Raw genomic sequence first — 25,766 nt, 5'->3', positions numbered from 1 at the left:
TGGAGGGGCTTGTTCTAAAGAGACTTCCGTGCTTCATAAAATGGAAGTAAAACAAGCCCGTCCGGAGGGATAAATATGGATCAGAAATCAGATATCAAGAATCGCCGCAAGGAGCGTATTCGTAGTTTATTGGAGGAACTCCCGGAAGTCTCAGCAGTCTCAGGAGTTTCGGAAGTCCCGGAACTAGAAATAGCGGAGGCTCCCCCTTTATTTATTATGCCAGATAAGAGTACGAGCTTTAAGGAATGGGGAACAGGATTTAAGAATGCCGATCAATCCTCTGTAGAGCCCGATCCAGAGGTGATGTGGAAAAAGAGTCGTGGAGGCTGGGAGGATAACGGCGGTGGAGGCTCAAATTTTACTGCCGGTTTTATTCGGCGCTTTGTTGCTAGTGTTCTTGTGTTTGGAGCAGTGTGGGGGATTTTTGCGGTACATCAGCCATGGTCCTATAAGATGCAAGCTTTTATTAGTGATGCGTTAAGCAATGACATGGATTTCACGGCTGTGAGAGTCTGGTATGAGGAGAACTTTAACGGAGCTCCAGCATTCATTCCGATATTTGGGGATAAAGATGAGCCTGCTCAAAAAGTGGCCGCTCATCATCAACTCACTGCCCCGATAGCTGGGAGCATTGTCCAGCCTTTTGCATCTACGCTAAAAGGGGTGGAAATTATGCCTCAAATCGATTCAACCTTAAATGTGACGGTGAAAAGTATAGACATGGGACGTATTCTCTCCATCTCTAAAGAGCTGGAAGGGGGCATTCGAATTGCTGTTCAGCATTCAGGCGGTGTCACTGCAGAATACGGACATTTGAGCGGCACCAAGCTGGAGGTTGATGACTGGGTGCAGAGCGGGGATTCACTCGGTTGGATGATGGAGAAGGACGTATCCTCAGCTTCAACACTATTTTTCGCAGTGATAAAAGACAAGACTTATATTGATCCTACAGAAGTGGTATCGTTTGATTAGGATCTTTGGTATCGAACTGTCACTACATCCACTGTTCGTGATCATTATGTTATTCTCCGTGGTCACGGGACAATTTCTAGAGCTGCTCACCTTATTTACGATTGTCTTCATTCATGAAATGGGACATGTCGTTGCGGCTCTTTTGGCCGGTGTTACAGTTAAGTCGGTTCAGCTTCTTCCGTTTGGCGGAGTGGCTGTTATTGAAGATCATGGGCGGCTTACAGCCAGTCGTGAGATCGGAATAGCCCTTGCCGGTCCACTGCAAAATGGAATTATGATCGTTATTGCTTTTGGACTTCAACAAGCCGGTTATGGCAATCAGGAATTTCTGACCTATTTTATTCATGCCAATGCCATTATTGGGCTTTTTAATCTAGTGCCAGTGCTGCCGCTTGACGGAGGTAAAGTGCTTCAGGCCACTATTAGTTTAGTACTTCCTTATTACTACACTTTGTTATGGACTGGACGGGTGAGTGTAGCCGCAAGTGTCCTTGTGATTATATATGCGCTGCTGCCTCTTGGAGCGGGTGGAGGCCTTAGGCTGAATATGGTCATGATCGGAGCTTTTCTGCTGTATTCGAATTTCACCGACCATCGTAATTTACCGTACCGGTTTGTTGCTTTTTTGATGAATCGGGAGGCTGTTTATGAGTATCATTTGCGAACAGGAAGCGTAGCTCGTCCAATAGTTGCATTATCTGCGAAACCTTTAGATGATATATTGCGTCTATTTAAACGTAATCAATATCATTTTATCTATGTGTTAAACGGTAAAGGAAATGTTGTTGCTGTTGTGCCGGAACAGCGCTTAATATCAACCTACTTCGGAATATAGTGTATTTATGCAGAGAATGTGAAGGAATGAACGAACGAAACCAGAGGTGAAGCCATGAAACAGATGATCGTTCACTGCACGCAGCACATTACCCGAATGGCTCTTCTGGAAAACGGAAGGCTGGTGGAGTACGCGGCTGAACGCGATCAGCAGCAAGGGTTGGTCGGCAGTTATTACAAGGGCCGTGTGATTAACGTACTTCCAGGTATGCAGGCTGCTTTTGTTGATATCGGACAGAAGAAGAATGCTTTTTTATATGTTGATGATGTATTGCATCCTAATTTGGATAAACAGCCTGATGTGAAGCCCTCTATCGAGACGCTTTTGCAGCCGGGACAGGATATTGTTGTTCAAGTGCGGAAAGAGCCGAGCGGCGGAAAAGGCGCGCGTGTAACGACTCATTATACGTTGCCCGGGCGCTGGATGGTGTACATGCCCTTTGCAGAATACGTCGGTGTCTCCAAAAAAATAAGCCGGGATGCAGAGCGCAGTCGTCTCAAAGGAATCGGAGAACGTCTGCGAATGAAAGAAGAAGGGCTTATTATGCGGACGGTTTCTCAGGACGAGCCACATGAAGCTGTGGAGGGTGATCTTTCTTTTTTGCGTGCCCAATGGGAGAATATTACACGTAAGGCACAAACGGTAGAGGCTCCCGCTTTACTACATCGTGATCTTAGTATTGTCCAACGCTTTATAAGAGATGCCTTTAATCCGCAACGGGATCAGTTGATTATTGATTCATCTGCCGCAGCTAGAGAAGCAACAGCCTTTCTGGACGACATGGCTCCTGAAGGGTACAAGCCAGTCTGTCTTTATAATGGAGCGGAGTCTATTTTCGCTGCTTATGGTATTCAGGATCAATTGCTCAAGAGCTTCAGCCGCAAAATCACGCTGGAGGGCGGAGCAACAATGATCTGGGATGAGACAGAGGCGTTAACCGTAATTGATGTCAACACCGCTCAATACATTGGCGGAGCATCGCTTGAAGAAACGGTTACTAATACGAATTTGCTCGCAGCTGAGGAGATCGGTCGTTTGATCCGGTTACGCGATACTGGTGGAATCATTATTGTCGATTTTATTGATATGGAACAAGAGCTTCACCGCAAGATGGTCACAGAGCGATTAGAGAAAGTGATCTGCAAGGATCGCACCAAAACACATATTTTGGGGTGGACAAGACTCGGGCTGCTCGAGATGACCAGAAAGAAGGCAAGGCATGATTCAGCCAGCTTTGCGCCTGTGATTTGCCAGTGCTGCGGGGGAACCGGAAAAGTTGGAGAATGGCTGGAATGAGTTGACGATAAGTCATAAGTATGATACTATCTTCAAGTATGTGTTTGATGCAGTTGATCCTGCACATGCTGTAACCGCTCCGATCGGGTACATAAGCGCAGTTCCTACGGGAATTCTGCCACCTAGACTAGGCGAGTCTGAGACATGAGGAGGTGCAAGTAAAATGTATGCAATTATCGAAACTGGTGGTAAACAATACAAAGTCCAAGAGGGCGACGTTTTGTTCATTGAAAAGTTGGAAGCTGAAGACGGCGCAAGTGTAACTTTTGACCGTGTATTGGCTGTTTCTAATGATGGTGGTCTGACTGCAGGAACTCCGCTAGTAAGCGGCGCGTCTGTAACAGCTAAAGTCGAGAAACATGGTAAAGGCGCTAAGGTTGTAGTTTACAAATACAAACCTAAGAAGAACTACCACAAGAAACAAGGTCATCGTCAACCGTACACGAAAGTAACTATCGAGAAGATTCAAGCGTAAGAAGGTGCGTTAATGATTAGCGTGCGGATTACACGATTATCGGATCTAGGAACTATCGTTGGCTTTGAGGTTAAGGGGCATGCGGGTTATGCGAAGCGTGGCGAAGATATCGTATGTGCCGGGGTATCCGCTGTAACAGTTGGAACCGTCAATTCGATTGAGACCTTGACCGGAATCTCCATGGATACATCCATGAAGAACGGATTCTTAAGTGGAACATTAAGTTCTGTTGAAGATTTCGATACTTCCGCGAAGGTACAATTGCTGCTTGAATCCATGGTCGTAATGCTGAATGATATCGCAGAATCATACGGGAAGTATATTCAAATACAGCAAGTAAATATTTAAAGAAGGAGGTTGACAACATGTTGAAATTGAATCTTCAATTGTTCGCATCGAAAAAAGGTGTAGGTTCCACAAAAAACGGACGGGATTCCCATTCCAAACGTCTTGGCGTGAAACGTGCTGACGGTCAAGCAGTAACCGGCGGTAACATCTTGGTTCGTCAACGCGGAACAAAAATTCACCCAGGAACTAACGTAGGCATCGGTAAAGATGATACTTTGTTCGCAATGGTGGATGGCGTAGTGAAGTTCGAACGTTGGGGCCGCGATCGCAAAAAAGTGAGCGTGTACCCAGTTGATGTCGCTCCGGTAGCAGCGGCACTGGAAGCGTAAGCTTACGGACCATATGAGCAAGTAGAAGCCTCCGGCATGAGTGCCGGAGGCTTTTTTGTAGAATATTCATAATTATTTGTGATGCAAAGTTGGAATGGTTAGATAGATGTGAAATTCTCGTTATTATCTCTGGTGAACTACAGTGAACGCGTGTGTTATACTAGGAAATGGTAAATGATACTAACAAAACAAATTATCTAAACGAAGTCATGAATTTTGCGAACTGAGGGACGGGGAGAAAGAATGAAATCCTGGAAAAGTGCAATCTGGGCAGTCATGTTATCCGTAATGCTTCCTTTAGGTCTTTTGTATTGGCATACTTCTCTTCTGACGTGTCTATTACTCGGAGTCTGGGTAGTGGCAATCGTTGCTTTCAGTTTTATCTGGAGCCAGCGTCATTATGAACGGGAGCTGCGTATACAAGAGAACACTCTGCAACAGGCGGCGATTCGGACACTGAATCATCATCGACATGATTGGATGAACGATTTGCAGATTCTATACGGATATATTCAGCTTGGAAAGCCTAATAAATCCGTGGAGTGTGTGGAAAGAATAAAGGAACGCATAGCACTTGATAGTCGTATCGCTAAGTTGGGCATTCCTTCATTGGTTTTCTATATCCAATCCTTCCGAACTAACAGGTCTAGTCTGGAATTGGAAGTTCAGGTGGAGGAAGGGTTGCAGCTAGAGGACAAGCTAAATCCAGAAGCAGGAGATGAGCTGACTTCAGTGATTATGCAGACCATACGGGCTTATCAGTACAACGGGCTGGCTCCTCAGGGGGAGACGCGCAAGCTGCGCCTTGGCTTTTTTCAGGATGGAGGAGACATTCTTATCTCCTTCGAAGGCGAGGGGGAGCATGGCAATCCCGAGCTGCTCAAAGGGCAAATTTATAATATAGTACAAGGAAAAATCATGAAAGCAGAGCAGTTTAAGCCTAGCAGGGCTTATGTCGAGCTGCGATTACCGCTTGAAATGTGAGGAAGGTGAACATTTATGTTCGTAGATAAAGCTAAGATTTATGTTAAAGGCGGTGACGGCGGGGATGGTCTCGTTGCGTTTCGCCGGGAGAAATATGTACCGGAGGGTGGTCCTGCCGGTGGTGACGGAGGCCGTGGAGGCGACGTTATTTTCCGTGTAGATGAGGGACTGCGCACGTTGATGGATTTCCGTTATCAGCGCCACTTCAAAGCTGACAAAGGGATTAAAGGACGGAACAAAAGCCAACATGGAGCGAATGCGGATCATATGATCGTTCGTATTCCGCCAGGAACCATTCTGATTGACGATGATACGCAAGAGATCATTGCCGATATGACGCGTCATGGACAACAGGTTGTAGTTGCACGTGGAGGCCGTGGAGGCCGGGGTAACACCCGTTTTGCCACAGCTAATAATACTGCACCAGAGCTTGCGGAGAACGGTGAAGAAGGCCAAGAGCGTTATGTTGTTATGGAACTTAAGGTAATGGCTGATGTAGGGCTTGTAGGCTTCCCGAGTGTGGGTAAATCTACGTTGCTGTCGGTTGTGTCCGCAGCTCAGCCCAAAATCGGAGCTTACCATTTCACAACAATTACACCGAATTTAGGGGTAGTGGATGTTGGGGATGGCCGAAGCTTTGTGATGGCGGATCTGCCTGGATTAATCGAGGGAGCTAGTGAAGGCATAGGTCTGGGTCACGAATTCCTGCGTCACGTTGAACGCACGCGTATCATCATTCATGTAGTTGATATGTCTGGCTCTGAGGGCCGTGATCCCTTCGAGGATTGGGTTCTAATTAATGATGAGCTGAAGCAGTACAATGCTAGTCTAATCGATCGTCCGCAGATTGTGGCGGCGAATAAGATGGATATGCCTGAATCAGAAGAGAATCTTATTTCTTTCCGCGAACGCGTAGCTGAGGTGCGGCCGGATTTAGAAATCATGCCAATTTCATCCCTTACCCGTCAGGGTGTTCAGGAGCTCCTATATCGTGCAACGGATATTCTCGACAGCATTCCGGTTGCGCCGGTGGTTGAGGAAGTTGCTGAAACTACTGAACGTAAGGTGTATAAGCTGGAAGCAGAAGAGGATAATTCCTTTACTATTACACGGGATAACGAGGCGTTTGTGGTCACAAGCCCACGTATCGAACGTATGCTGAAGCGCATGCAGCTTAGCACACATGATGCGATTCTCAAGCTGGCACGGACTTTGCGTCATATGGGTGTAGATGCAGAGCTTCGTAAACGCGGTGCTGTAGAAGGAACGATTGTCCGTATCGCTGATTTCGAATTCGAATTCGTTGAGAACAGCAGCTACTATTAATATTTAGCTGACTATGAAGCGCCAACTATGGTTTTCCTGTAAAGGGATAGCATAGTTGGCGCTTTTTTTGTGAGGAGATCAGTAATTTTTTTCAATAAAAGAACCCAAAACACGATATATATCGTATACAATAAATATCGAAATACACTAATTCCCATTTGGGAGCGTACACGTTATTTATATATAAGATAATGAAAGAAGGAATAGCAGATGGCAATTATAGAAGTGGTGAAGTATGACGGTCCTCCAGGTATATTCGCATGGAAATATCCTAACCAGGAGCTGGGGACATGGACACAACTAATCGTTAATGAATCCCAGGAAGCGATTCTATTCAAGGGCGGACAAGCGCTTGATTCTTTTACAGCTGGGCGGCACACGCTAAGCACTGCTAATATACCTATTTTATCCAATATCGTTAATCTTCCTTTTGGTGGAAAATCACCATTTACGGCTGAAGTATGGTATGTGAATAAGACGAATTCGATGAATGTCAAATGGGGAACGAGCTCACCTTTACAGCTTCAGGATCCCAAATACAAAATTATGATTTCTGTTCGTTCTTTTGGGCAGTTTGGTGTAAAAATCGATGATCCGCGAAAATTCTTGCTGAAGCTCGTAGGGACGCTCCCGCAGTTTGATCATGAAACGCTTATCAGTTATTTCCGCGGACTGCTGATGTCGAATATAAATGAACTTATTTCTTCTTACCTTGTGCACAAGCAAATCAGCATACTGGAGATTAATGCTTATGTTGCAGAGATCTCCAAACATATTCAGGGCCGACTAGCCTCGGCTTTCTTGGATAATGGCATTGAGCTGAATAATTTCTATATTGATTCGATCAATATTCCAGAGGATGATCCGGCAACGATTCGTTTGAAGGAAGCTTTGGCTAAAAAAGCGGAAATGGATATCATGGGCTTCACCTATCAGCAGGAGCGTGGTTTTGACACGATGGAAGAAGCGGCAGGTAATCCCGGCAATCTTGGAGTGGGCATGATGAACACCGGGATGGGGCTTGGACTTGGAATGGGATTTGCGGGACCCGCTATGGATATGGTGAACCGTATGACTAGAGGGATGAACTTGGATTCAGGGACTACAGTTATACGTCAAGAGCAGCGTTCCTGCTCTAAGTGTGGAGTTATGAATCCAGTAGAGGGACGGTTCTGCAGCGGTTGTGGGCAGGCGCTTGGAGGCAACCCGCAAGGTTCTCCCTCTGCGAACAAGATCAAATGTTTTGAATGCGGGCATGAACTAAATGCGGGAGCTAAGTTCTGTCCAGGTTGCGGGAATCCTTATCGTGCTTGCCCATCCTGTAAAGCAGATAATCCTGAGGGAGCGGCTTCTTGTGTCTCCTGTGGAAAAGAAATGCCTAAAGCTTGCGGTAAATGTGGGACTATGGTAGCGCCAGGGGTGAAATTCTGCCCTCATTGTGGAGACAGCATGGTGATTAAATGCAGCGGCTGTGGACATGAGCTGAAAGCTGGACAAAAATTCTGTGCAGAGTGCGGAACAAAAGCAGGCTAAGGAGGACCTAATGAACAAAAGCAGGAGATATATATACATTATTACCGTCATTTATGCGGTAGCTATAGTACTGACAGTGTTCTCGTTTATTGGATTAGGTTTCTCCGACTCACTGTTTCGGTTCATAATTTCTTTATCCGCGGTTCTGCTAGCAGAAAGTGTAATCTATGGCTATTGTATTTTTTGGCTCCGAACTGCAAGTAGCATTCAGCAGACTCCGCCTGTTCTTATCAGCGGCGCAATCATTACGGGAATCTATGCAGCCATCGTATTTGTATCGGCCTTACTCTTCGATTGGCTGCTGGAGTTACCCGCCTTGTGGTACGCAGCCGAACAATTGCTGATTCTTGTGTTAGGAGCGATCACTTTGGCCGCGATAGGGCTTTACGGGTGGAATGCTGGGGCAGGGGAACAGCAAGCCAAAAGGTCTTTACAAAAGTTTCGGCGGTATCAGAACGAATTAACTGAAATGAGTGAGCTGGCTAGTAGCTGGAAGAATTCCGAATCCGAGCAGCTAGTGAACGTGTTAGATATGTTGGAGGAAAAATTTAAGTACAGTGATCCGATATCAGAACCGTCTTTATATGCTACAGAGGATATTCTGCAGCAGCAGATTTCTCTGTTACATGATCACGTGAAGCTACTGCTGGCGACCCAAGAGCCACATGAGGGCTGGCAGGTAGAAGTAAATGAGATGTCAGAGAGTATAAAGTCTACACTTCAGCGGCGTAACCGTGAATTAGCGGCACTTAAATAGGAGGAGTTTACTACATGAACAGTTTGAACCTACAAGAGCCGTCACCGCTCCCGGGAGGAAATGCAACCGTTCCCCGGCTTAAATACGAACGTACCGGGTTTGATTATGTTATTCTCGCGGCTGCTTATCTACTGATGCCAGTTGGACTTGTGCTTGCCTTGTTACGTTTGATGACAACGCATTACAAAAATTACCGTAGACCGACTAACCTCAATCTGCTGATGCATGTATTTATTGGTGGGTTTGTTGAACTTTCTATTGCCATGTTTTCTAGTGCGCTCAATGGGGAATTTGGAACTTCTGAATTAGTATCAACGCTTATTTTAATTGCAATCATGTTTTTGACTCCAGCTTTTATACTGGCCAGTGTGACAGCGAAAGCTAAATATACCCTTTCTAAGCTTAACACTTCTTATATAGAGCTGATTCAAAATAAGAATATCCGGCATATTGGCAGTATATCTGAACGAATAGGCCAAAGTGAAAGTGATGTACGGAGAGATGTCCAGTATCTGAAGGATAAAGGACTGCTTGATATTGATGTCGCATTATCCGAAGGGCGCCAGACGCCAGAACCATCAGCAGCTAATCAAGGTTACCCTGAAAGTACTTCGGGCTTTGGAGGAACGGGGAGAACCCAAGCATCGGGGCAGCAAATACCTGCGCAGCCTCAGTCTCCGCCGCAACTGCCTAAGTCTATCCGTTGTCCGGGGTGCGGAGCCCAGAATACTGTGCTCCCAAGCCAATCTAAAAGCTGTGATTACTGTGGAACGAAGATCCCGTACAATTAATGCCGTCAACCAACAGATTAGCTGCATCGCATATAGGATTACATAAATAAGGGGATTAAAGACAAAATGAGTGGATTGGATATACGCAGACAGCCGCCGGCATCGGGAAAACCTGTGTACAAGCATGAATATGAGCGGACGGCGTTTGATTATACCACTATTGTGTTTGCGTATGTATTTGCTCCGGTTGGCTTTATATTGGCTGCCATTCGGTTATTATCTACACATTCCAAGAGACAGCGCAAAGCAAGCAATATTAACCTGTTTTATCATGCGTGTATGGGTGCCTTTGTAGAATTGGCGATCTATTTCATTATTAGCAAGCTACTCGGTCAAATCGATTATGTCGCACTCTTGATCAGGCTGGTGATTATCTACGCATTGTTTAGGATTCCCGCCATCAAATTATCCGTTAGGGCCGTAGGATGGAGAGAGGGATTCACCTATCTTTGCAATGACTATATCGCATTGGTTCTTGTGGACGGCATAAGGCATATCGGCAGCCTATCCGATATCCGCGGATTCAGTGAAGAGAATGTCCGCGAGGTTTTGGAATATTTAAAAGATCAGGGAGTGCTTTCTCCAGATATTGTTTATTATGAAGGACGTGTAGACAATTCATTTGTGAAATTGCCGCCGAAGCTTATTTATTCCAAACGGGCACAAGCACTGGTGCGTGCGCCTGAGAATAACCTTCGCTACCGTAACAAACGAGACCAGACAGTGTTTGATCGAATCATCATGGCGATTGCCTATTTGTTTGCTCCGCTTGGGTTTGTACTTGCGATGCTTCGTTTTGTAAGCACTCATTATAAGAATGAGCGGAAATCATTTAACTACAAATTGCTCTATCATGTATGTATGGGAGCTTTTATGGAACTTGCTGTCCTCTTCGCCGTGGGGACCTACAAAGGGGATTTTAAGTGGTACACTTTATTGATCATTCTGGTGGTCCTCTACGTGATCTTTATAATTCCGGCAGACAGCTTTGCAGGGAGGGCTACCTTCGCAACAGAAAACTTTGATTTTCTGTGCAAGAAGTATCTCATGCTGATCGTAGTGGATGATGTTAGGCATATTGGTAATTTAGCTGATATCACGAAACAAAGTGAAGATGATGTACGTAGAGACCTACGGTATTTGGTGAGATGGGGGTTACTTGCTTCTGATCTTGTCTATTATGAAGGACGTGTTAAGCTCTTAGATAAACAACCGCCCAATCTTGTACATCCTGACCGGGCACAGCCCTCCGCGGCAACAGAGAACCAGCCATCATCTGGACGGCAGTCATTGCCGGAGAATAGGCCTAAGCCACCTGTCCAACTGCCGAAATCCATCGTTTGTCCGAGTTGCGGTGCTAAGAGTAGAGTACTTCCTGGGCAGGATAAAATCTGTGACTATTGCGGGACGACGATTCCATACAGCTAGTGTACATACGATTGCCTTCTGCCCCCGGGAATCCGGGGGTTTTACTACACCTAACTACCCGGCCTTGGAGCATCCAGATAAAGTTATTGCATTTTACAAGCCTTTTCCGATATAATGTCCACTAAGAAAACACAAAAGTCTTTGAGGTGAGGACGTTCGTGAGAGAACGCTATTATTTGGTCCGGGAGGACATATTGCCTGATGCTGTACTTAAGACTATGCAGGTTAAACAATTGCTTGAGGCCGGGGATGCGAAGACCGTAAATGAAGGTGTAGAGCAGGTGGGATTAAGCCGAAGCGCTTTTTATAAATACAAGGATGGAATTCACTTGATCCATCAGCTCGAACGAGAGCGGATCGTTACGATTTCCATGGATTTGGAGCACGAATCTGGAATGCTTTCCAAGGTACTAGGCTCTGTAGCAGGACATGGGGCTAATGTGTTGACGATTCACCAGAGTATTCCGCTGCAAGGCCGGGCAAATGTGGTGATCTCCGTAGAAATTTCACACTTAAATGAGGAGCTCGGAGAGATGCTGGATAGTCTGAAAGAGATTCCAGGAGTGAAGCGTGCTTTAATCGTTGGACAGGGATAGGAACTATATTCGTAAACTTTTAGGAGGAGACAGATGAAGCCGGTTAAAGTGGGGTTGCTGGGCCTGGGAACAGTAGGCACAGGTGTAGTTCGTATCGTGGAAGGGAATCAAGAGGATTTAAGCAGCCAGGTAGGCTCTTCAATTGTCATTGAACGTATAGCTGTGAATAATTCTAATAAACCACGCGAAATCGAGGTTGATCCTGCTAAAATAACGACAGATCCATGGGATGTGATTCGTGATCCTGAAATTGATGTCATCGTTGAAGTTATGGGGGGAATCGCGGGAACCAAAGAATATATTCTTGAAGCTTTGGAACGCGGTAAACATGTCGTAACTGCGAACAAGGATTTGATGGCGCTGCACGGCTCGGAGATTCTTGCTAAGGCGCAGGAGAAGCAATGTGATGTCTTTTATGAGGCTAGCGTAGCAGGAGGCATTCCGATTATCCGCACACTTATCGAGGGCTTTTCCTCAGATAAGATTATGAAGATTATAGGTATCGTGAATGGAACGACTAATTACATACTAACCAAAATGAGCCAAGAAGGCGCATCCTATAATGATGTGTTAAAAGAAGCGCAGGATCTGGGATACGCAGAGTCTGATCCAACCTCGGATGTGGAAGGCCTGGACGCTGCCCGCAAAATGGCGATTCTCGGAACCTTAGGTTTCCGTACTAATGTGGAGCTGCATGATGTAAGTGTGAGTGGGATTTCTCAGGTGAGTAAGGCGGATATCGCCTTTGCGAAACGTCTCGGATATGAAATTAAGCTGTTAGGCATCGCTGAACGTCAGGATGAAGAATTCAGCATCAGTGTTCAGCCAACCTTGATTCGGGCTAGTCATCCCTTGGCTTCCGTCAATGGCGTGTTCAACGCAGTTTACGTATACGGGGAAGCAGTGGGAGAGACCATGTTCTACGGTGCGGGTGCGGGCGCAATGCCAACTGCAACCTCAGTGGTAGCTGATTTGGTAGCTGTCATTAAGAACCTTAAACTAGGTGTGAATGGATTGAAGCAAAAAGTACCTTACAAGCAGAAAAAGCTTAAGAGTGATGAAGCTATTTTTTATAAAAACTTTTTGCTTCTGCATGTTGATGATAAAGCAGGGGTATTGGCTAAGATTACTCAAGTGTTTGCCGAATATGATGTAAGTTTGGATTCAGTAGTTCAGCAAGCCAATCCCAATAATCCTGATGCGGAGATCATTATTGTCACTCATAACGCTAGTAAAGCAAGCATGAACAAAGTGCTGCGCCATTTCGAGGAGCTGAAAGTCATCCGCCGGATTAAGAGCCATTATCGTGTGGAAGGTTAACCAAGCCACTGAACTAATACTTTCATATTTCAAAACATAGTAAGGAGATTGTACCTGTTATGAGTATTTACGGAAGAGCTAGGATTAAAGTGCCTGCTAGTACTGCCAATCTTGGTCCGGGCTTCGATACTCTGGGTATGGCTTTGCCGCTATATGCCTGGATTGAGATGGAGGAAGCAGAGGAGACTGTTTTTCATCTATATGGTGATGAGATGAATGGAGTGGCTCAGGATAAGAGCAATTTACTCTATAAGGTCGCTCAAATGGTATTTGCAGAGGCGGGCGTTACGGTGCCTGAATTATCGATATCCATGTACTCGGAAATTCCGCTTACGCGTGGACTCGGCAGCAGTGCCTCAGCTATTATTGGCGGAATGGCCGCAGCGAACACAATGATTGGCTCTCCGCTGGATAATGCTAAGCTGTTTGATATGGCTACCCAGCTTGAGAAACATCCCGATAATGTGGGTGCCTCCTTGTTTGGCGGCATTATTACTGCGGTGTGGGATGGTGAACATGCGGATTATGTTCGGCTAGAACCACCACAAAATCTTGAGGTGCTGGTGGTTATTCCTGAATTCGAACTGGAAACCACAAAAGCGCGGGGATTGCTTCCAACAGAAATCTCAGTTAGTGATGCTGTGTACAACATCAGCAGAACCTCTCTATTGACGGCTTCGCTGGCATCAGGTCGGCTTGACCTGCTTAGCAGAGCGATGCAGGATCGCCTGCATCAGCCGTATCGTGCACCGCTTATACCGGGCATGGAGAAGCTGCTCGCAGAAGCTCCTGAACACGGTGCTTTAGGGATCGCACTTAGCGGTGCTGGACCGACTCTGCTATGTTTAGTGGATCGCCAAGAGACCCGTAAGAGTGAGCTTGAGGCCTTCTTGAAGAATACGATGCAGGAACATGGCATTTCCGCTCGGACATGTTGGTTAACACCTTGTGCTTCTGGAGTTACTACAGAGCTGCTCGAAATAAACGAGATGCAAAACGTATCATTTTTGGATATGATAAAAGGAGTACGGTCATGAAATCAATAGCGGTATTGCCGCAGGGCTCGGTATCCCACGAAGCGCTGCTGCATTTGTTTAACGGTGAACCTGTAAAGCTTGTGCATCACAAGTTAATTTCCGATGTATTTCTCTCTACGGCGAATGGTACCACCGATTACAGCGTGATTCCGATTGAAAATACCATTGAAGGCTCAGTTAGTCTTCACATCGATTGGCTCATCAATGAAGTGGATTTGCCAATGCAGACGGAATGGATTTTTCCATCGATACAGAATCTTATCGGTAACCCAAGGGAATTCACAGATACAGACGGCAACAAGGATTTCACCAAGATGGTAAAAATCCTTTCGCATCCCGTAGCAATGGCACAATGCATGCAATTTGTTCGTAAGCATGCCCCTTGGGCTGAACTGGAGTCGGTCGGAAGTACCTCTGAAGCTGTGGAAATCGTCAAAAACAATCCCGGTAAGGGCTGGGCTGCTATCGGTACCGCTCTTGGCGCCGCTACTCATGGGCTGGAGATTGTAGATCGGCAAATTACAGATCACAACAACAACTACACACGGTTTGTCCTGGTTGGTCCACAGAAGATAGATCTTCCGCGGAGCAGCACAGGAGTAAAGACGAGTGTTCTAGTAACGCTGCCAGAGGATTTTCCAGGTGCCTTGCATCAGGTGCTTGCTGCTTTTTCCTGGCGGAAACTGAATTTATCGCGTATTGAATCACGACCAACGAAGAAGAAGCTGGGTACTTATTATTTTTATATTGATGTGCTGGAACCGATAGAATCTGTTCTGCTGCCAGGGGCTATTGAAGAAATTAGTGCTTTAGGCTGTCAGGTAAGGATTCTGGGCTCGTATCCCACATACACCTATGAGGAAGAGAAAGCGGAGGTGCAGTAAATTCATGGCTGAGCAATGGATCTATTTGGATGGACAACACGTAACGAAGGAAAATGCAAAGGTATCCGTTTTTGATCACGGTTTTTTGTATGGAGACGGCATTTTTGAAGGTATCCGTATCTATAACGGCAATATATTTAAATGTAAAGAGCATTTGGACAGACTGTATGATTCGGCAAAATCGATCATGCTGGACATTCCGCTAACGTATGATGAGATGCTGGAAGCTATGGCTGAAACGATTCGTCTTAACGACATGCGGAATGGCTATATTCGACTGATCGTGTCCCGGGGACCAGGGAACTTAGGTCTTGATCCGCGTCGTTGTCCAAAAGCTAGTGTAATTATTATCGTTGAGCAACTGGCTATTTACCCAGAACAAGCGTATTTGAACGGACTTCGTGCAGTTTCTGTGTCCCAACGCCGTAATATTCCGGATGCACTCAATCCAAAGATCAAATCGCTTAATTACCTAAACAATATCCTAGTAAAAATCCAATCCAACTTGGCAGAAGCCGACGAAGCCATCATGATGAACGCTCAAGGTTATGTTACTGAGGGATCGGGCGATAACATTTTCATCATCAAAAATGGTGTAGTTTTCACTCCTCCATGTTACTTGGGAGCCCTTGAAGGAATTACCCGTCTGGCGATCATTGAGCTCTGTGAGAAATTAGGTATTAAACTGAAAGAAGAACCGTTCACAATGCATGATGTTTATATAGCGGACGAGGTGTTCTTCACTGGCACAGCTGCTGAGGTTATTGCAGCACGTGAAATTGACGGCCGGATCATTGGTGAAGGACAAGCGGGTCCAATCACTTTGAAGCTGCTCGAAGAGTTCCGTAATGTGGTTGATAAAGATGGCTATAAGGTTTGGGAATAAAGACTAATCATACAACGTAAATAGCATTGAATACGCATCAGAAGTCCTTTTATGCATACATGCAGAAGAAAACGGGAGTCTCCGGTTAATCTTTTCATGGATCATGAAAGGATTTTTTTTATTTCGGGGATGTCATTCGCCCATGGGCTGCATAAGATGTAGTAACGAAGGAGGCGGCTGTACCGCATATAACTTTGTAAGAGAGCAATGTTCCATGAAAAGGGTGTTTGCTTTCGAAGTCAGTTTTGCTGTGTAGCTGTAAAGAAAGCAATACTCCACAAAACTTTTAGGAGGTTAATGCTACGTGAAAATACACATTGTCAAACAAGGCGATAGTTTGTATGCCTTATCGCAAAAGTACGGAGTGCCGTTACAAAAAATTATTGAAGCAAACCCGCAGATCAGTAATCCGAATGTGTTAGCGGTTGGAGACAAAGTAAAAATACCTACGGCCCCTGTATCCGTACCGGAGAACAGTGAAGTTTACTACAAGCACACCGTTAAACAAGGAGATACCTTGTGGAAATTATCTAAAGCCTGGGGAATTCCTTTAAAGGATATGGTTGAGGCCAATCCCCAACTAAAGAATCCAAATGTACTTATGCTAGGGGAAGTAGTTAATATTCCTAAAAAAGTATCCAATACCTCACCGACACAGCCTGGGTATACACCGTCTAACGCGTCAGAGAAAACGCAGGTGGGTGGCAAGGAATATACAGGTCCTAAAGAACAGCCTGCTGCTGAGGTAGTGCCTGCACCTAAACCAGAAACTAAACCAGAAGTAAAACCAGAGACCAAGCCAGAAGCTAAACCTGCACCTAAACCAGTGACAAATATCTCACCTGAATCCAATTCTGCACCACACCCATCGCTAAACATCGCCCCTATTAATACACAAAATATTGCACCCAATCCTGCGCCTAATATGCAAATGGAAGTTGCACCAGTGCAAGAAATTGAAATGCAGAGTTTATTTGTTCAGATTACGGTTCCAAATCAAGAACCGATTGCTCAACAAGAAGCACCTAAAGCTGAGAAGAAAGCAGACAATGATTGCTCATGGGATAATTCCAACGGATACCCGGGCCTGGGAGGAAATCCTTATCTCTATGATTCATATCAAAATAGCCCTAATATGAACATGAACTGGGCACCAAGTTATGTTCAGCCAATGGCTTATGCACCAGAATGTATTTCACCATGTTATTTTTCGGGCAATATGTATTCTAATATGAGTCCAGAACAGTGGAATCCAAATGCCGCGCCAAACATAAGCCCGGAACAGTGGAATCCAAATGCCGCGCCAAACATAAGTCCAGAACAATGGAATCCAAATGCCGCGCCAAACATAAGCCCAGAACAATGGAATCCCAATGCTGCCCCTAATATGAGTCCAGGACAGTGGAATCCGATGGAGGCTAATGTTGCTGGCATGAATGTTGGCGGGGATTTCTCACCGTATGCTGTTCCTCAATATGGAGGACAGACGCCGAACCTTCCTTGGCCAACTTGTGGGTGCGGAGGCGTGCATATTCAACCAGTGCAAACTTATTCATATGACATGCCTGTATATAACACCTATCCTGAATATGGGAATCCAAACGCTTTTTCCGCATATGGAGCAGGAATGCCTAATCAGGGAATGGTACCTACTTCTACGCTTGGAGCATTTGGTGGACCGGATAACTCTAATATTCCATCCAATCCGCAGTATCCAGGGATAGGTAATTATTCGCAGCATAATCGGGTGCCGGAAATTCAAGAACCTGAAGCGTTCGTGCAGGAATCTCCCGAAACGGCTAGAACAGAGACTGATGAGTCAACTTCTAACGCTTCTCTCAAGAATAAGGGGAATGTAGCAAAGGAAACAGTAACAGGCAAAAAAGCAAAGACTTCAGGTCAACCTAGCAGCAAGAAAAGCAAAGCTGCTACGAAATCTCAAGGTTCAGCAGCGAGTACTAAAAAACGTAGAAATCCTTGGATTTCAAACTAATAAATTTATATATTAAGCCGTTGTTTGACTTACGTGTAGATTCTGTATCCTAAGAATCTACACGTTTTTTTATAGGTAAATAGGGATAAAAGATGTTAAATAAAGTGGGGCAAAAGCACTTATTTATAAAATATAAATTTTTAAGTATTGTTTTTATATAGGGATATATGGTACATTATAAATCCAGTCGCAAAGAGGAACTATAAAGCTTTCGGTTGGTGAGTGTTAATCTGAATTAGATTGCAAAGAACTTTGAAAAAAAGAGTTGCAATAAATCAGAAAGCATGATATATTATAAGAGTTGCTGCTGAGACATTAAACGGCGCCAACGAGAACTTGATCTTTGAAAACTGAACAACGAGTGAGTAGGAAATCACGTAAGTGAAATCCAAAATTAGAGAATTAATTTTCTCGTCAGATGTTTCAAAATGAGCATATCGCTCTTTTCAATACTAATTGGAGAGTTTGATCCTGGCTCAGGACGAACGCTGGCGGCGTGCCTAATACATGCAAGTCGAGCGGAGTTATTTTGAAAGCTTGCTTTCAAAATAACTTAGCGGCGGACGGGTGAGTAACACGTAGGCAACCTGCCCTTCAGACTGGGATAACTACCGGAAACGGTAGCTAATACCGGATAATTTCTTTTTTCTCCTGAGAGAAGAATGAAAGACGGAGCAATCTGTCACTGAGGGATGGGCCTGCGGCGCATTAGCTAGTTGGTGGGGTAACGGCCCACCAAGGCGACGATGCGTAGCCGACCTGAGAGGGTGAACGGCCACACTGGGACTGAGACACGGCCCAGACTCCTACGGGAGGCAGCAGTAGGGAATCTTCCGCAATGGGCGAAAGCCTGACGGAGCAACGCCGCGTGAGTGATGAAGGTTTTCGGATCGTAAAGCTCTGTTGCCAGGGAAGAACGTCCGGTAGAGTAACTGCTACCGGAGTGACGGTACCTGAGAAGAAAGCCCCGGCTAACTACGTGCCAGCAGCCGCGGTAATACGTAGGGGGCAAGCGTTGTCCGGAATTATTGGGCGTAAAGCGCGCGCAGGCGGCTATTTAAGTCTGGTGTTTAAACCTTGGGCTCAACCTGAGGTCGCACTGGAAACTGGGTGGCTTGAGTACAGAAGAGGAAAGTGGAATTCCACGTGTAGCGGTGAAATGCGTAGATATGTGGAGGAACACCAGTGGCGAAGGCGACTTTCTGGGCTGTAACTGACGCTGAGGCGCGAAAGCGTGGGGAGCAAACAGGATTAGATACCCTGGTAGTCCACGCCGTAAACGATGAGTGCTAGGTGTTAGGGGTTTCGATACCCTTGGTGCCGAAGTTAACACAGTAAGCACTCCGCCTGGGGAGTACGGTCGCAAGACTGAAACTCAAAGGAATTGACGGGGACCCGCACAAGCAGTGGAGTATGTGGTTTAATTCGAAGCAACGCGAAGAACCTTACCAGGTCTTGACATCCCTCTGAATCTGCTAGAGATAGCAGCGGCCTTCGGGACAGAGGAGACAGGTGGTGCATGGTTGTCGTCAGCTCGTGTCGTGAGATGTTGGGTTAAGTCCCGCAACGAGCGCAACCCTTAACTTTAGTTGCCAGCAGGTAATGCTGGGCACTCTAGAGTGACTGCCGGTGACAAACCGGAGGAAGGTGGGGATGACGTCAAATCATCATGCCCCTTATGACCTGGGCTACACACGTACTACAATGGCCGGTACAACGGGAAGCGAAGCCGCGAGGTGGAGCCAATCCCATCAAAGCCGGTCTCAGTTCGGATTGCAGGCTGCAACTCGCCTGCATGAAGTCGGAATTGCTAGTAATCGCGGATCAGCATGCCGCGGTGAATACGTTCCCGGGTCTTGTACACACCGCCCGTCACACCACGAGAGTTTACAACACCCGAAGTCGGTGGGGTAACCCGCAAGGGAGCCAGCCGCCGAAGGTGGGGTAGATGATTGGGGTGAAGTCGTAACAAGGTAGCCGTATCGGAAGGTGCGGCTGGATCACCTCCTTTCTATGGAGAATCGTTCTCTGCAATGAGAACATTCAAATCGGAAGTTTAACTTCCAAAACTCAGGTTTAGGCCTGTTACTCACTCGTTGCTCAGTTTTGAGAGTTTAAGCTCTCAAGTAAGACTTGATCCTTGAAAACTGGATACCGAAACGAATTTGCGTTTTAGAACATCTTTTAGCAACTTGTGTAAACAAGTAAATGTTATTAGTGAGATGATTCCAAAGAGAATGTCATCGTATGATATTTTCCTGCGGAAAAATCAAGGTTAAGCTAATAAGAGCACACGGAGGATGCCTAGGCGCCAGGAGCCGACGAAGGACGTGGCGAACAACGAAACTGCCTCGGGGAGCTGTAAGCAAGCTTTGATCCGGGGGTGTCCGAATGGGGAAACCCAGCTGTGGTAATTCGCAGTTACTCATTTCTGAATACATAGGAAATGTAGAGGCAGACCAGGGGAACTGAAACATCTAAGTACCCTGAGGAAGAGAAAACAATAGTGATTCCGTCAGTAGCGGCGAGCGAACGCGGAACAGCCTAAACCTAAGAGCTTGCTCTTAGGGGTTGTGGGACGTCTCACATGGAGTTACAAAGGAATATGGTAGGTGAAGAGGTCTGGAAAGGCCCGCGATAGAGGTAAAAGCCCTGTAACCTAAACTGTGTTCTCTCCGAGACGGATCCCGAGTAGTGCGGGGCACGTGAAACCCCGTATGAATCCAGCAGGACCATCTGCTAAGGCTAAATACTACCTGGCGACCGATAGTGAAACAGTACCGTGAGGGAAAGGTGAAAAGCACCCCGGAAGGGGAGTGAAATAGAACCTGAAACCGTGTGCTTACAAAAAGTCAGAGCCCGATCTATGGGTGATGGCGTGCCTTTTGTAGAATGAACCGGCGAGTTACGTTTAACATGCAAGGTTAAGCCGAGAAGGTGGAGCCGCAGCGAAAGCGAGTCTGAATAGGGCGACTTAGTATGTGGACGTAGACCCGAAACCGTGTGATCTACCCCTGTCCAGGGTGAAGGTGCGGTAACACGCACTGGAGGCCCGAACCCACGTACGTTGAAAAGTGCGGGGATGAGGTGGGGGTAGCGGAGAAATTCCAATCGAACTCGGAGATAGCTGGTTCTCCCCGAAATAGCTTTAGGGCTAGCCTCGGTATAAGAGTAGTGGAGGTAGAGCACTGATTGGGTGCGGGGTCCGCAAGGATTACCAAGCTCAGTCAAACTCCGAATGCCATATACTTATTGCCGGGAGTCAGACAGTGAGTGCTAAGATCCATTGTCAAAAGGGAAACAGCCCAGACCATCAGCTAAGGTCCCCAAGTGTGTGTTAAGTGGGAAAGGATGTGGAGTTGCACAGACAACCAGGATGTTGGCTTAGAAGCAGCCACCATTGAAAGAGTGCGTAATAGCTCACTGGTCGAGTGACTCTGCGCCGAAAATGTAACGGGGCTAAACACACCACCGAAGCTATGGCTAGATGCTTTGCATCTGGGGTAGGGGAGCGTTGTGTAGGGGTTGAAGGTGTACTGAAAAGAGCGCTGGACACTACACAAGTGAGAATGCCGGTATGAGTAACGAAAAGATCAGTGAGAATCTGATCCGCCGAAAGCCCAAGGTTTCCTGAGGAAGGCTCGTCCGCTCAGGGTAAGTCGGGACCTAAGGCGAGGCCGAAAGGCGTAGTCGAAGGACAACAGTTTGAAATTACTGTACCACCGTAATCCGCTATGAGCGATGGGGTGACGCAGGAGGGTAGTGACGCGGACTGATGGATGTCCGTCTAAGCAGTGAGGCTGATGTGTAGGCAAATCCGCACATCGATAAGGCTGGGCTGTGATGGGGAGCGAAAATTGTAGTAGCGAAGGTCATGATCTCACACTGCCAAGAAAAGCCTCTAGCCAGGAGAAGGTGCCCGTACCGCAAACCGACACAGGTAGGCGAGAAGAGAATTCTAAGGCGCGCGGAAGAACTCTCGTTAAGGAACTCGGCAAAATGACCCCGTAACTTCGGGAGAAGGGGTGCCCCGGTAGTGTGAATAGCACGAGGGGGCCGCAGTGAAAAGGCCCAAGCGACTGTTTAGCAAAAACACAGGTCTGTGCGAAGCCGCAAGGCGAAGTATACGGGCTGACGCCTGCCCGGTGCTGGAAGGTTAAGGGGAGTGGTTAGGGGTAACCCGAAGCTATGAACCGAAGCCCCAGTAAACGGCGGCCGTAACTATAACGGTCCTAAGGTAGCGAAATTCCTTGTCAGGTAAATTCTGACCCGCACGAATGGCGTAACGACTTGGGCGCTGTCTCAACGAGAGATCCGGTGAAATTTTAATACCTGTGAAGATGCAGGTTACCCGCGACAAGACGGAAAGACCCCATGGAGCTTTACTGCAGCTTGATATTGAATTTGGGTACGATCTGTACAGGATAGGTGGGAGCCGTAGAAATCGGAGCGCAAGCTTCGGTGGAGGCGCCGTTGGGATACCACCCTGATCGTATCTAGGTTCTAACCTAGTGCCCTTACCGGGTACGGGGACCGTGTCAGGCGGGCAGTTTGACTGGGGCGGTCGCCTCCTAAAGAGTAACGGAGGCGTTCCAAGGTTCCCTCAGAATGGTTGGAAATCATTCGCAGAGTGCAAAGGCATAAGGGAGCTTGACTGCGAGACCTACAAGTCGAGCAGGGACGAAAGTCGGACTTAGTGATCCGGTGGTACCGCATGGAAGGGCCATCGCTCAACGGATAAAAGCTACCCTGGGGATAACAGGCTTATCTCCCCCAAGAGTCCACATCGACGGGGAGGTTTGGCACCTCGATGTCGGCTCATCGCATCCTGGGGCTGAAGTAGGTCCCAAGGGTTGGGCTGTTCGCCCATTAAAGCGGTACGCGAGCTGGGTTCAGAACGTCGTGAGACAGTTCGGTCCCTATCTGTCGTGGGCGCAGGAAATTTGAGAGGAGCTGTCCTTAGTACGAGAGGACCGGGATGGACGTACCGCTGGTGCACCAGTTGTTCCGCCAGGAGCATGGCTGGGTAGCTACGTACGGACGGGATAAGCGCTGAAAGCATCTAAGCGTGAAGCCCCCCTCAAGATGAGATTTCCCAATTAGTAAGACCCCTTGAAGACGACGAGGTAGATAGGTTGGAGGTGGAAGTGCAGCAATGCATGGAGCTGACCAATACTAATCGGTCGAGGGCTTATCCTATACGTAGAATGCAGATTCGTTTCGGATTCAGTTTTCAGGCATCAAGCTCAGATTTATATAGTCCAAGTGACTGTATGATGATGAATTTGTTTTCAGCATTTGGCGATGCTGAGACCTGAATAATGCATTTGTACCGCAAATGCCCGTTTGGTGGCGATAGCGGAGGGGTTCCACACGTACCCATCCCGAACACGACCGTTAAGCCCTCCAGCGCCGATGGTACTTGGACCGAAGGGTCCTGGGAGAGTAGGACGTTGCCAAGCACGCAAGACCACTGTTGAGTAATCGACAGTGGTCTTTTTGTTGTACGATATTTAGCAGCTTATTATAAGGATAGGCAATCACTGTGAAGTGGTTTTTGAATGAAAATTAGTATCATGGAGGCAAATGATCATGATTATATGGATAAATGGTGCTTTTGGTCCAGCGAAGACAGAAACCGCAAATGAAATTTATCGAAGAAAAATATAGCTAGCGAATATGATGGAATAATTATCGTACCTATGACCCTAGTGAATCCGGATTATTGCAGGGAAATCATCGGCAAGTTAATTGATGGAGGTATAGAGCTTTATCATTTTAGTTTGTGTGCCTCCCGAGAGACCTTGCTTAAGAGATTAAGCATTAGAGTGAAGGAAAAGACTCTTGGGCTGCTCAGCAGATCGACAGGTGCATCAGAGGGCTTGATCACGAGGTATTTAAGCAGCATCTAGACACGAATGATAGAACTATAGGTGAAATCGTTGAGATAATAGCTCAAAAGCTTCATATCAATCTATTACCTAGGGAAGAGTAAAAAGAAAAATAATTAGTTTAGGTATTGCTATACTTAATAATACATGATATAATCTTTTTTGTTGTCAAAACAATTTGTTTTTAAAACGGCCCGTTGGTCAAGGGGTTAAGACACCTCCCTTTCACGGAGGTAACATGGGTTCGAATCCCATACGGGTCACCACTTCTTCTTGAAACAGCATCAGACTTCTAGAAAAAATGGTTGCATTACAGATTTGATTATGTTATGATAATTAAGTTGCTTCTTTATATGGAGGCTTAGCTCAGCTGGGAGAGCATCTGCCTTACAAGCAGAGGGTCGGGGGTTCGATCCCCTCAGCCTCCACCATAACACATCCCCAAAAGTGAAGTTAATGCTTCACTGAGGATTCCGGATACTTTCCGGGGGATCCAAGGGAATTAATACTTTTTTTACTGACGCGGGGTGGAGCAGCCCGGTAGCTCGTCGGGCTCATAACCCGAAGGTCGCAGGTTCAAATCCTGCCCCCGCAACCAATTTTCATTAAGCAATTATTCTTCTGGAACCGTGGTGTAGTTGGCCTAACATGCCTGCCTGTCACGCAGGAGACCGCGGGTTCGAATCCCGTCGGTTCCGCCATTTTCTTGCTTTATGAGCCATTAGCTCAGTTGGTAGAGCACCTGACTTTTAATCAGGGTGTCGAAGGTTCGAGTCCTTCATGGCTCACTTCTTTAGTGAGTCGGACATCAATACATACCGTGTGCGGACGTGGCTCAGCGGTAGAGCATCGCCTTGCCAAGGCGAGGGTCGCGGGTTCGATTCCCGTCGTCCGCTCCATATAAATTTTGCGCCCTTAGCTCAGCTGGATAGAGCGTTTGACTACGAATCAAAAGGCCGGGAGTTCGAATCTCTCAGGGCGCGCCATATTTTAACTTAATACTTTGCCGGTGTGGCGGAATGGCAGACGCGCTCGACTCAAAATCGAGAGGGAAACCGTGGAGGTTCGAGTCCTCTCACCGGTATATCGAAAAAAACTTGTAAGATTGCTTCCAGCAATTTTACAAGTTTTTTTTATTTTCTAAATATAGCTATTTAGAGTGGTCTTTTTGTTTCGCTGAATGCTTCTAGTAGCATATATTGTGAATCATACATCACTTCCATAATAAGGTGGATAAACTATTATTATGTATTATAATGTAAATTAAAGGGAGTGAGAATATTCATGTTCTTCACCATCCTATCTACTGTAGAAGTTAACGAGGATGTTGTATTTCTAACAGAGCTATACGATAGGTATTATCCTATTATGAAAAAGAAGGCTTATGAGATCTTGCAGGACTATGATGTTGTTGATGATATGATACAGGAGTCCTTCGTCAGACTAATCAGTAAAGCCGCATTATTGCGTTCCCTAGACCTGCATAAACAAGTATCCTATCTGGTCCATACCGTACATAATACTAGTATTAATCATGCGAAGCAGCGCAAAAGACATCTGAATCATACCTCTTCAGGGATAACCGCTGACAGTATAGAGCAAATAGCCGACAAGCAGCCTAGCATCGAGGAGATGTATAGCCTCAAGGAGGATTACACAGAGATTGCCAAGATACTCAGTGAGTTATCAGAACGGGATCAGACTTTATTGTATAACAAGTACATTCTTGAATGGAGTGATCACAAGCTTGCTGCTTCTATGGATGTCCAAGCGGTGAATATTAGATCTTATTTGACCAGAGCCAGGCGCAGAGCAATGAAGCTGCTTCTTAAGAATGGCGGAAGTGGAGTATGAAGAAACATCTGAATAAGAAAAAAATAGAGGGGAATTACGAAGAAATCTTTATTTGCATGACCTTAGAGAGTAGAATATGCTGAACCTGCTGTACAGGAGAAGATAATAATACCCTTTATAGTATATCTCGGTGACATCTGTTTCGCTGACTATCGAGAGTGGGAGAACAATAAAGATTTATACGGATTATGATACTTCTATTACTCTCACCCTACAAAAGAGGTAAAACAG

Annotated in this window: 20 protein-coding genes, 8 tRNA genes, 3 rRNA genes and 1 other annotated feature; all 31 genes read left to right on the top strand. The window is 46.3% G+C overall.

Annotated elements, in window-relative coordinates; genetic code table 11:
- Positions 1-75: 75 nt before the first annotated feature.
- The 31 genes from NSQ91_RS25560 (at position 76) to NSQ91_RS25410 (ending at position 25,535) form a co-directional block, all read left to right on the top strand.
- Positions 76-972, top strand: a complete 897-nt coding sequence (locus NSQ91_RS25560) for a M23 family metallopeptidase (RefSeq protein WP_076194474.1) — start codon at positions 76-78, stop codon at positions 970-972.
- A complete protein-coding gene (locus NSQ91_RS25555; RefSeq protein WP_036685160.1) occupies positions 965-1,807 on the top strand; it encodes a M50 family metallopeptidase in 843 nt (280 codons plus the stop codon). Before NSQ91_RS25560 ends, NSQ91_RS25555 begins: the two co-directional genes overlap by 8 nt.
- A gap of 54 nt (positions 1,808-1,861) precedes the next feature.
- A complete protein-coding gene (locus tag NSQ91_RS25550; RefSeq protein ID WP_076129388.1) occupies positions 1,862-3,103 on the top strand; it encodes an Rne/Rng family ribonuclease in 1,242 nt (413 codons plus the stop codon).
- Entirely contained in the window at positions 3,084-3,251 is a 168-nt protein-coding gene (locus NSQ91_RS25545; RefSeq protein ID WP_155288184.1) for a hypothetical protein, read from the top strand. The genes NSQ91_RS25550 and NSQ91_RS25545 overlap by 20 nt, the downstream gene beginning before the upstream one ends.
- Positions 3,166-3,252: a sequence feature (ribosomal protein L21 leader region), on the top strand. (Overlaps the previous gene by 86 nt.)
- Positions 3,253-3,266: 14 nt before the next feature.
- Entirely contained in the window at positions 3,267-3,578 is a 312-nt protein-coding gene (gene rplU, locus NSQ91_RS25540; protein WP_036685166.1) for a 50S ribosomal protein L21, read from the top strand.
- 12 nt (positions 3,579-3,590) lie between these two features.
- A complete protein-coding gene (locus tag NSQ91_RS25535; protein ID WP_036685168.1) occupies positions 3,591-3,926 on the top strand; it encodes a ribosomal-processing cysteine protease Prp in 336 nt (111 codons plus the stop codon).
- 17 nt (positions 3,927-3,943) lie between these two features.
- A complete protein-coding gene (rpmA, locus tag NSQ91_RS25530; RefSeq protein ID WP_036685171.1) occupies positions 3,944-4,255 on the top strand; it encodes a 50S ribosomal protein L27 in 312 nt (103 codons plus the stop codon).
- Between the two features lie 243 nt (positions 4,256-4,498).
- Entirely contained in the window at positions 4,499-5,239 is a 741-nt protein-coding gene (locus tag NSQ91_RS25525) for a Spo0B domain-containing protein (protein WP_076105522.1), read from the top strand.
- A gap of 15 nt (positions 5,240-5,254) precedes the next feature.
- A complete protein-coding gene (gene obgE, locus NSQ91_RS25520; protein ID WP_036685174.1) occupies positions 5,255-6,565 on the top strand; it encodes a GTPase ObgE in 1,311 nt (436 codons plus the stop codon).
- A gap of 210 nt (positions 6,566-6,775) precedes the next feature.
- Entirely contained in the window at positions 6,776-8,098 is a 1,323-nt protein-coding gene (locus NSQ91_RS25515) for an SPFH domain-containing protein (protein WP_076186073.1), read from the top strand.
- 10 nt (positions 8,099-8,108) lie between these two features.
- Complete coding sequence (locus NSQ91_RS25510; RefSeq protein ID WP_076281868.1) at positions 8,109-8,855, top strand: hypothetical protein; 747 nt, start codon at positions 8,109-8,111, stop codon at positions 8,853-8,855.
- Between the two features lie 14 nt (positions 8,856-8,869).
- Positions 8,870-9,646 (top strand): hypothetical protein, encoded by a 777-nt coding sequence (locus tag NSQ91_RS25505; RefSeq protein WP_076281867.1) that lies wholly within the window; start codon positions 8,870-8,872, stop codon positions 9,644-9,646.
- Positions 9,647-9,712: 66 nt separating this feature from the next.
- Positions 9,713-11,074 (top strand): hypothetical protein, encoded by a 1,362-nt coding sequence (locus tag NSQ91_RS25500; protein WP_076194469.1) that lies wholly within the window; start codon positions 9,713-9,715, stop codon positions 11,072-11,074.
- A gap of 158 nt (positions 11,075-11,232) precedes the next feature.
- Positions 11,233-11,670 carry an ACT domain-containing protein gene (locus tag NSQ91_RS25495; RefSeq protein ID WP_038573029.1) on the top strand — a complete coding sequence of 146 codons (438 nt, stop codon included), beginning with the start codon at positions 11,233-11,235 and terminating at the stop codon, positions 11,668-11,670.
- 33 nt (positions 11,671-11,703) lie between these two features.
- A complete protein-coding gene (locus NSQ91_RS25490; RefSeq protein WP_036685184.1) occupies positions 11,704-12,990 on the top strand; it encodes a homoserine dehydrogenase in 1,287 nt (428 codons plus the stop codon).
- A 59-nt stretch (positions 12,991-13,049) separates the two neighbouring features.
- Positions 13,050-14,027 (top strand): homoserine kinase, encoded by a 978-nt coding sequence (gene thrB, locus NSQ91_RS25485; RefSeq protein WP_076129384.1) that lies wholly within the window; start codon positions 13,050-13,052, stop codon positions 14,025-14,027.
- Positions 14,024-14,911 (top strand): prephenate dehydratase, encoded by an 888-nt coding sequence (pheA, locus tag NSQ91_RS25480; RefSeq protein ID WP_036685188.1) that lies wholly within the window; start codon positions 14,024-14,026, stop codon positions 14,909-14,911. Before thrB ends, pheA begins: the two co-directional genes overlap by 4 nt.
- A gap of 4 nt (positions 14,912-14,915) precedes the next feature.
- Positions 14,916-15,797 (top strand): branched-chain-amino-acid transaminase, encoded by an 882-nt coding sequence (gene ilvE, locus NSQ91_RS25475; RefSeq protein WP_036685189.1) that lies wholly within the window; start codon positions 14,916-14,918, stop codon positions 15,795-15,797.
- A gap of 304 nt (positions 15,798-16,101) precedes the next feature.
- The gene (locus NSQ91_RS25470) at positions 16,102-17,790 is read left to right on the top strand and encodes a LysM peptidoglycan-binding domain-containing protein (RefSeq protein ID WP_340920410.1); all 1,689 of its coding nucleotides are present in this window, start codon (positions 16,102-16,104) and stop codon (positions 17,788-17,790) included.
- A 453-nt stretch (positions 17,791-18,243) separates the two neighbouring features.
- Positions 18,244-19,801, top strand: a 16S ribosomal RNA gene (locus tag NSQ91_RS25465).
- Positions 19,802-20,063: 262 nt separating this feature from the next.
- A 23S ribosomal RNA gene (locus NSQ91_RS25460) occupies positions 20,064-22,989 on the top strand.
- 146 nt (positions 22,990-23,135) lie between these two features.
- A 5S ribosomal RNA gene (gene rrf, locus NSQ91_RS25455) occupies positions 23,136-23,252 on the top strand.
- Together the 16S, 23S and 5S rRNA genes form the textbook arrangement of a ribosomal RNA operon.
- A 620-nt stretch (positions 23,253-23,872) precedes the next feature.
- Positions 23,873-23,947: transfer RNA gene (locus NSQ91_RS25450), tRNA-Glu, on the top strand.
- Positions 23,948-24,036: 89 nt separating this feature from the next.
- Positions 24,037-24,112, top strand: a tRNA-Val gene (locus NSQ91_RS25445).
- Positions 24,113-24,202: 90 nt separating this feature from the next.
- Positions 24,203-24,279: transfer RNA gene (locus NSQ91_RS25440), tRNA-Met, on the top strand.
- Positions 24,280-24,304: 25 nt separating this feature from the next.
- A tRNA-Asp gene (locus NSQ91_RS25435) sits at positions 24,305-24,382 on the top strand.
- Between the two features lie 14 nt (positions 24,383-24,396).
- A tRNA-Lys gene (locus tag NSQ91_RS25430) sits at positions 24,397-24,469 on the top strand.
- A gap of 36 nt (positions 24,470-24,505) precedes the next feature.
- Positions 24,506-24,580: transfer RNA gene (locus NSQ91_RS25425), tRNA-Gly, on the top strand.
- Between the two features lie 10 nt (positions 24,581-24,590).
- Positions 24,591-24,667 (top strand) — tRNA-Arg (locus tag NSQ91_RS25420).
- A 19-nt stretch (positions 24,668-24,686) separates the two neighbouring features.
- Positions 24,687-24,765 (top strand) — tRNA-Leu (locus NSQ91_RS25415).
- A 200-nt stretch (positions 24,766-24,965) separates the two neighbouring features.
- Positions 24,966-25,535: an RNA polymerase sigma factor gene (locus tag NSQ91_RS25410; protein WP_036687464.1), complete on the top strand. Its 570-nt coding sequence runs from the start codon at positions 24,966-24,968 to the stop codon at positions 25,533-25,535.
- The last annotated feature ends 231 nt before the right edge of the window (positions 25,536-25,766 follow it).

Origin of the sequence: Paenibacillus sp. FSL R7-0048 (genome assembly GCF_038004505.1) — a bacterium.
GTDB classification, from domain to species: domain Bacteria; phylum Bacillota; class Bacilli; order Paenibacillales; family Paenibacillaceae; genus Paenibacillus_AQ; species Paenibacillus_AQ odorifer.
Note: the sequence above shows the minus strand (reverse complement) of the source record. Positions and strands in the feature narration are given on the sequence as shown.

Bases quoted from the DNA above. Each gene is read 5' to 3' on its own strand.
- NSQ91_RS25560 (WP_076194474.1), top strand. From the start codon at position 76: ATGGATCAGAAATCAGATATCAAGAATCGCCGCAAGGAGCGTATTCGT.
- NSQ91_RS25550 (WP_076129388.1), top strand. From the start codon at position 1,862: ATGAAACAGATGATCGTTCACTGCACGCAGCACATTACCCGAATGGCT.
- rplU (WP_036685166.1), top strand. From the start codon at position 3,267: ATGTATGCAATTATCGAAACTGGTGGTAAACAATACAAAGTCCAAGAG.
- NSQ91_RS25535 (WP_036685168.1), top strand. From the start codon at position 3,591: ATGATTAGCGTGCGGATTACACGATTATCGGATCTAGGAACTATCGTT.
- rpmA (WP_036685171.1), top strand. From the start codon at position 3,944: ATGTTGAAATTGAATCTTCAATTGTTCGCATCGAAAAAAGGTGTAGGT.
- NSQ91_RS25525 (WP_076105522.1), top strand. From the start codon at position 4,499: ATGAAATCCTGGAAAAGTGCAATCTGGGCAGTCATGTTATCCGTAATG.
- obgE (WP_036685174.1), top strand. From the start codon at position 5,255: ATGTTCGTAGATAAAGCTAAGATTTATGTTAAAGGCGGTGACGGCGGG.
- NSQ91_RS25515 (WP_076186073.1), top strand. From the start codon at position 6,776: ATGGCAATTATAGAAGTGGTGAAGTATGACGGTCCTCCAGGTATATTC.
- NSQ91_RS25510 (WP_076281868.1), top strand. From the start codon at position 8,109: ATGAACAAAAGCAGGAGATATATATACATTATTACCGTCATTTATGCG.
- NSQ91_RS25505 (WP_076281867.1), top strand. From the start codon at position 8,870: ATGAACAGTTTGAACCTACAAGAGCCGTCACCGCTCCCGGGAGGAAAT.
- NSQ91_RS25500 (WP_076194469.1), top strand. From the start codon at position 9,713: ATGAGTGGATTGGATATACGCAGACAGCCGCCGGCATCGGGAAAACCT.
- NSQ91_RS25490 (WP_036685184.1), top strand. From the start codon at position 11,704: ATGAAGCCGGTTAAAGTGGGGTTGCTGGGCCTGGGAACAGTAGGCACA.
- thrB (WP_076129384.1), top strand. From the start codon at position 13,050: ATGAGTATTTACGGAAGAGCTAGGATTAAAGTGCCTGCTAGTACTGCC.
- pheA (WP_036685188.1), top strand. From the start codon at position 14,024: ATGAAATCAATAGCGGTATTGCCGCAGGGCTCGGTATCCCACGAAGCG.
- ilvE (WP_036685189.1), top strand. From the start codon at position 14,916: ATGGCTGAGCAATGGATCTATTTGGATGGACAACACGTAACGAAGGAA.
- NSQ91_RS25410 (WP_036687464.1), top strand. From the start codon at position 24,966: ATGTTCTTCACCATCCTATCTACTGTAGAAGTTAACGAGGATGTTGTA.